We start from the raw sequence: 3918 nt of genomic DNA on the forward strand, positions 1-3918 counted from the left end.
GTCAAGGAGAATAACACAGTATAAAAGACCAGAGTTTATTTTACGCTTAATAGATGAATTGAAAGACGACGCATTCTTTATTATTGGAGGAAAGGCTCATCCGCAAGAGTATTATGCTAGAGAGTTAGAAAAGAAGTTTAAGGAGTACTCTCAGAGGAAGAGCAACGTGATATTTGTAGAAGGTGCTGATACCCAGATAATGAAGCAAGTATTATGGGGTACAGATGTTTGGACATTTACACCCTTTTCTGGGTGGGAAGCTAGTGGCACTAGTTTTATGAAAGCAGGGATCAATGGAGTTCCAAGTGTTGCTTCAAGGGATGGAGCAGTTCCAGAGATCATAAAGGATGGTTATAATGGGTGGTTATACGGACCAGACAGAGATGAACTTCTTCCAGTAATTACTTTTGACCATGAATATGAGGATTTCGTTAAAAAGGTAAAACAAGCTTTAAACAGCTATTATGAAGTTGGTTACAATGCCTACTTAACGTTCCCTCAATACTGTTCGATGGATAGACTCATGAAAGAATATACTTCTTAACACTACAATGCCTACAATTACAAGGAAAAGAAAATAATGGTCGTGTAATTTAGTGTGACTACTTCTTTTTTGTATACAAGGGAATTAACTACTAATGAGCACCCCTTTGTAAATTTTTGTTTACTTTCATATCTTTATCTATTAGATATCTTCTTAATTCGACATAATGAGGGTAAAGATATGTAAATGATTGTAATGATTTTTTGTCTAAATCTATGTGCCAATAAGTCAGTGATGGCTTTAAACACTTTCCATCTTTATATGATCTTTAGCTGATAATTATGAATTATCGTAAACCGCAACATACTCAAAATTTCGCTTTTCCATAAGGATTAAACTTATTTGCCCTCCTTTAGTCTTGAAATGTCCAACGTGAAAGACAAATTAAATCTTAATTATACAGACCATACAACTCTTACTATTAATCATCACTATAGTCCTTTATTATTTGAAGTCAAACCTAATTACTCCTCAACATATAGATATAATATAAGTATTTATAATTGTCAAGGAAATTTTCTTTAATTCTAACCGAAATAATTATTATTTATGAAAGACAACAATATGATCTGATAAATTATCATCAATTAACAAATAATATGGTATATTGTATGATCTAATAACAGATGAAAGTTCGCTTACTTTTTCTTTGTTTGCAATAATACAGATTTCTTTTTTATCCTTAATTATAAATCTAATAAACTTCTCAACGTCTACTACAATTTTGGTAGGAATTACCAATCCAGTATTGAAGCCAAGAGCCTTAACAGTTTCTATAAGGCTTTCATCAAGTAAACTCTTCATCTCTTCAAGTTGCATAAGAGGAATTGAAAATTTCGAATTTATAAACTTTGCTCTGAATAGATATAAACGAAGTTGAAGGGCTGATATCAGAAAATTATAAAAATCAGACCTATAGGCAAAAGATCTATATCAATTCTTGGTCTCATAGATTTTTACGACTCTATTTATTCAAATTTTTCAATTCTATGATATATACTAAAAATGACTTAGATCATTTTTATTTTAATAAATATAATCAATAGTTGTAATCATAACATTACTAATGAAAATTTTCTTTGTTAGCACATGGTTCTTTTAAGGTATCTAAAGAGAATACCATAATAGAGTTTATATGCAAAAATTTATGCTATAAAACTAAATATATCATATGCAGATTAATAAAAATTTATTGAAGAAGGACGTTGAAGATTTAAAAATTAGAGGATTAATAGCAGAGAATAAAATTGAAAGCATTAATGGAGACTGGATCAGAATAACAGATTATTTTTCGTTTGACGAAACATTAATTACAAAGATAATATCAAAATACAAAGAAACTTATAAATCATTAGTACCTTCAATCTCTTTAGTTCTTTTGATTTATGGACTCGGTCTTGATAAAAGAGAAAAATACATGAAAGAGGAGAAAGATTGGGAATTTGTAAAAAGAAGTCTAGGTAAATTTCCTTTTGAGGAATATTACGACTATGAAAAAAAAGATATACTCAATAAATATTAGAACGCTTAATGCGACAAGAAATAACGAGTATATAAAATTGACAGAGAACGATTTTCTTCATTTACAAACTTGGATACTGGCAGTCTATTTAGGAAAATTAGAAGAGAAAAAGATACGTTTCACCCCTTTGAGGGATAACGGAATTTTAGTCTCATTAAGCATAAAAGGAAACAGAAAAGACATAGAACAGATAGAAGAAGAAATAAGAAAAACTTATGGTATAATGATTGATCTTAACGTAGGGTTCGGGTTAGGAGCTTACTTCCGCATATTTCTCGTTACTTCTAAATACGAGATGTTAGCTTCAGCACAGCTCCTCTCATCCCCTCATTTTTCTTCCCCTGCTCCGTCTGGTTTCATCCTTCAGTGCAGGGGCGTTCAGGAGAGACCCAAGGCTCCCCCACATCCTCTTGTAAATATTCATAGATGCGTTCTTGTCTCTGTCAGCTATGAATCCGCATCTAGGGCAAACACCTAGCCTGCCGTAAAACACTAACTCAGCACCACACCTATAGCATAACTTTGATGTACCTCTAGGGTCTACGAAGTATATCGGGACGTTATATTCTATTGCCTTAGTTACTATCGAGTTTTGAAGTGTGCGGTAATCTAAGTACAACGTCTTCCACCTATTCTGTTTGTTTATGCTCCTCAACTCCTCTATTAAACCAGTTAGTTCTTCTAACGTGATAGCATTTTTCTTTTTTAACGCAAATAATACAAACTTTTTGGCAAACTTCCTAGATCCGTCTACAACGATGTTTTTAGCTCTTCTGTGAAGTTCTCTCACTCTGTTTAATATTCTTTTGTTGTACATCCATCTCTTTGGATACTTTCTCTGAATCTCTTCAGCTTTTGCCCTTAATGATAAAGCTTTAACGAATGGAGTATCTTCCCTTCTTACTTTTTTACCGTCGTAAAAAACTAACTTTACTAGGTTAACATCAAGCCCTATAGCACCTCGTGGAAAATATGGTTTGTATTCAACTTCGAAAACAATACTAACGTAGAACTCTCCGTTACGATATGATACAAATACTTCTTTCCATTTGTATTTCTGAAACTTCTCCATGTACTCCTTTCTGTGCTTTAATCTGAGGGTAAGCCACTTGCCTTTTCTCTTAAAAATTACTCTGACCTCACCCCTTTTCAGATCGACTCTAGCGTCTTGATTGTCAAACTCAGCAGTCAGCCTTTTCAGTATTGGTTCATGTTTAGCTCCACTATCTCTTGCAGAATCAACTAGACTAGATGCTTTATTGTACATTATTCTTGTCACATGTGCTCTGTAACCTCTCTCTTCTGTCAATCTGTCGTAGAACATTGCGTGTAATTGACCAACTCCAGGCACCTCTTTTAGACTCCACAACTCGTCCACAAGTTTCTGCAAGTTGTAGCGATACTCTATTAACTCCCATAACAACTCCTCTCTGTTTGAAACTTCAACCTCAGCTTTTAACGCTAGCCTGTACTTCTCACCCATCCCCTCCTTTGAGGGGATAAACGGGTTCATCGATTGTGTGGTTTCCACAAGTTTTTGTTTAGCATACAGACTTATAAACTTTTGTATAAATATTAGATTATGGCAACTATATATGTATTTGAGGGAAAAGTTGTAAGAGCTATGAAAGGGTACATAGTTTATCCACCAAAAGGGTATCAAGTGAAGTTAGCAAAGCTACACGGAAAGAAAGTGAAAGTCATTGTAATTGAGGAAAGTGATTAAAAATAAGTAAAATAAGGAGAGTTCATTAAAAACCGGAAAAGGCTGTTTCCAATATAGCAATAAATTTATATACTCTTAACTATTATTAATTATTCTAAAGAAAAAGTTGTATGAAATTCCTCTTGA

5 protein-coding genes are annotated in these 3918 nt (G+C 33.2%); 3 read left to right on the forward strand and 2 right to left on the reverse strand.

Annotated elements, in window-relative coordinates; all coding sequences use genetic code 11:
- Positions 1-544: glycosyltransferase (locus AC3OCB_RS05645; protein ID WP_498341293.1), on the forward strand; the 544-nt coding region annotated here is incomplete at its 5' end.
- A gap of 543 nt (positions 545-1087) precedes the next feature.
- Here AC3OCB_RS05645 and AC3OCB_RS05650 read toward each other — a convergent pair.
- Positions 1088-1363: a hypothetical protein gene (locus AC3OCB_RS05650; RefSeq protein ID WP_498341294.1), complete on the reverse strand. Its 276-nt coding sequence runs from the start codon at positions 1361-1363 to the stop codon at positions 1088-1090.
- Positions 1364-1715: 352 nt separating this feature from the next.
- Here AC3OCB_RS05650 and AC3OCB_RS05655 point away from each other — a divergent pair, with 352 nt between their 5' ends.
- The gene (locus AC3OCB_RS05655) at positions 1716-2066 is read left to right on the forward strand and encodes a hypothetical protein (RefSeq protein WP_498341295.1); all 351 of its coding nucleotides are present in this window, start codon (positions 1716-1718) and stop codon (positions 2064-2066) included.
- A gap of 319 nt (positions 2067-2385) precedes the next feature.
- On the opposite strand, the gene AC3OCB_RS05660 is transcribed toward AC3OCB_RS05655, so the two are convergent.
- Entirely contained in the window at positions 2386-3597 is a 1212-nt protein-coding gene (locus tag AC3OCB_RS05660) for an RNA-guided endonuclease TnpB family protein (RefSeq protein WP_498341297.1), read from the reverse strand.
- 51 nt (positions 3598-3648) lie between these two features.
- On the opposite strand from AC3OCB_RS05660, the gene AC3OCB_RS05665 reads away from it, so the two are divergent.
- Entirely contained in the window at positions 3649-3792 is a 144-nt protein-coding gene (locus tag AC3OCB_RS05665) for a hypothetical protein (RefSeq protein WP_498341299.1), read from the forward strand.
- Positions 3793-3918: the final 126 nt, after the last annotated feature.

The organism is Sulfurisphaera sp., from assembly GCF_059755235.1.

Bases quoted from the DNA above. Each gene is read 5' to 3' on its own strand.
- AC3OCB_RS05650 (WP_498341294.1), bottom strand. From the start codon at position 1,363: ATGCAACTTGAAGAGATGAAGAGTTTACTTGATGAAAGCCTTATAGAA.
- AC3OCB_RS05655 (WP_498341295.1), top strand. From the start codon at position 1,716: ATGCAGATTAATAAAAATTTATTGAAGAAGGACGTTGAAGATTTAAAA.
- AC3OCB_RS05665 (WP_498341299.1), top strand. From the start codon at position 3,649: ATGGCAACTATATATGTATTTGAGGGAAAAGTTGTAAGAGCTATGAAA.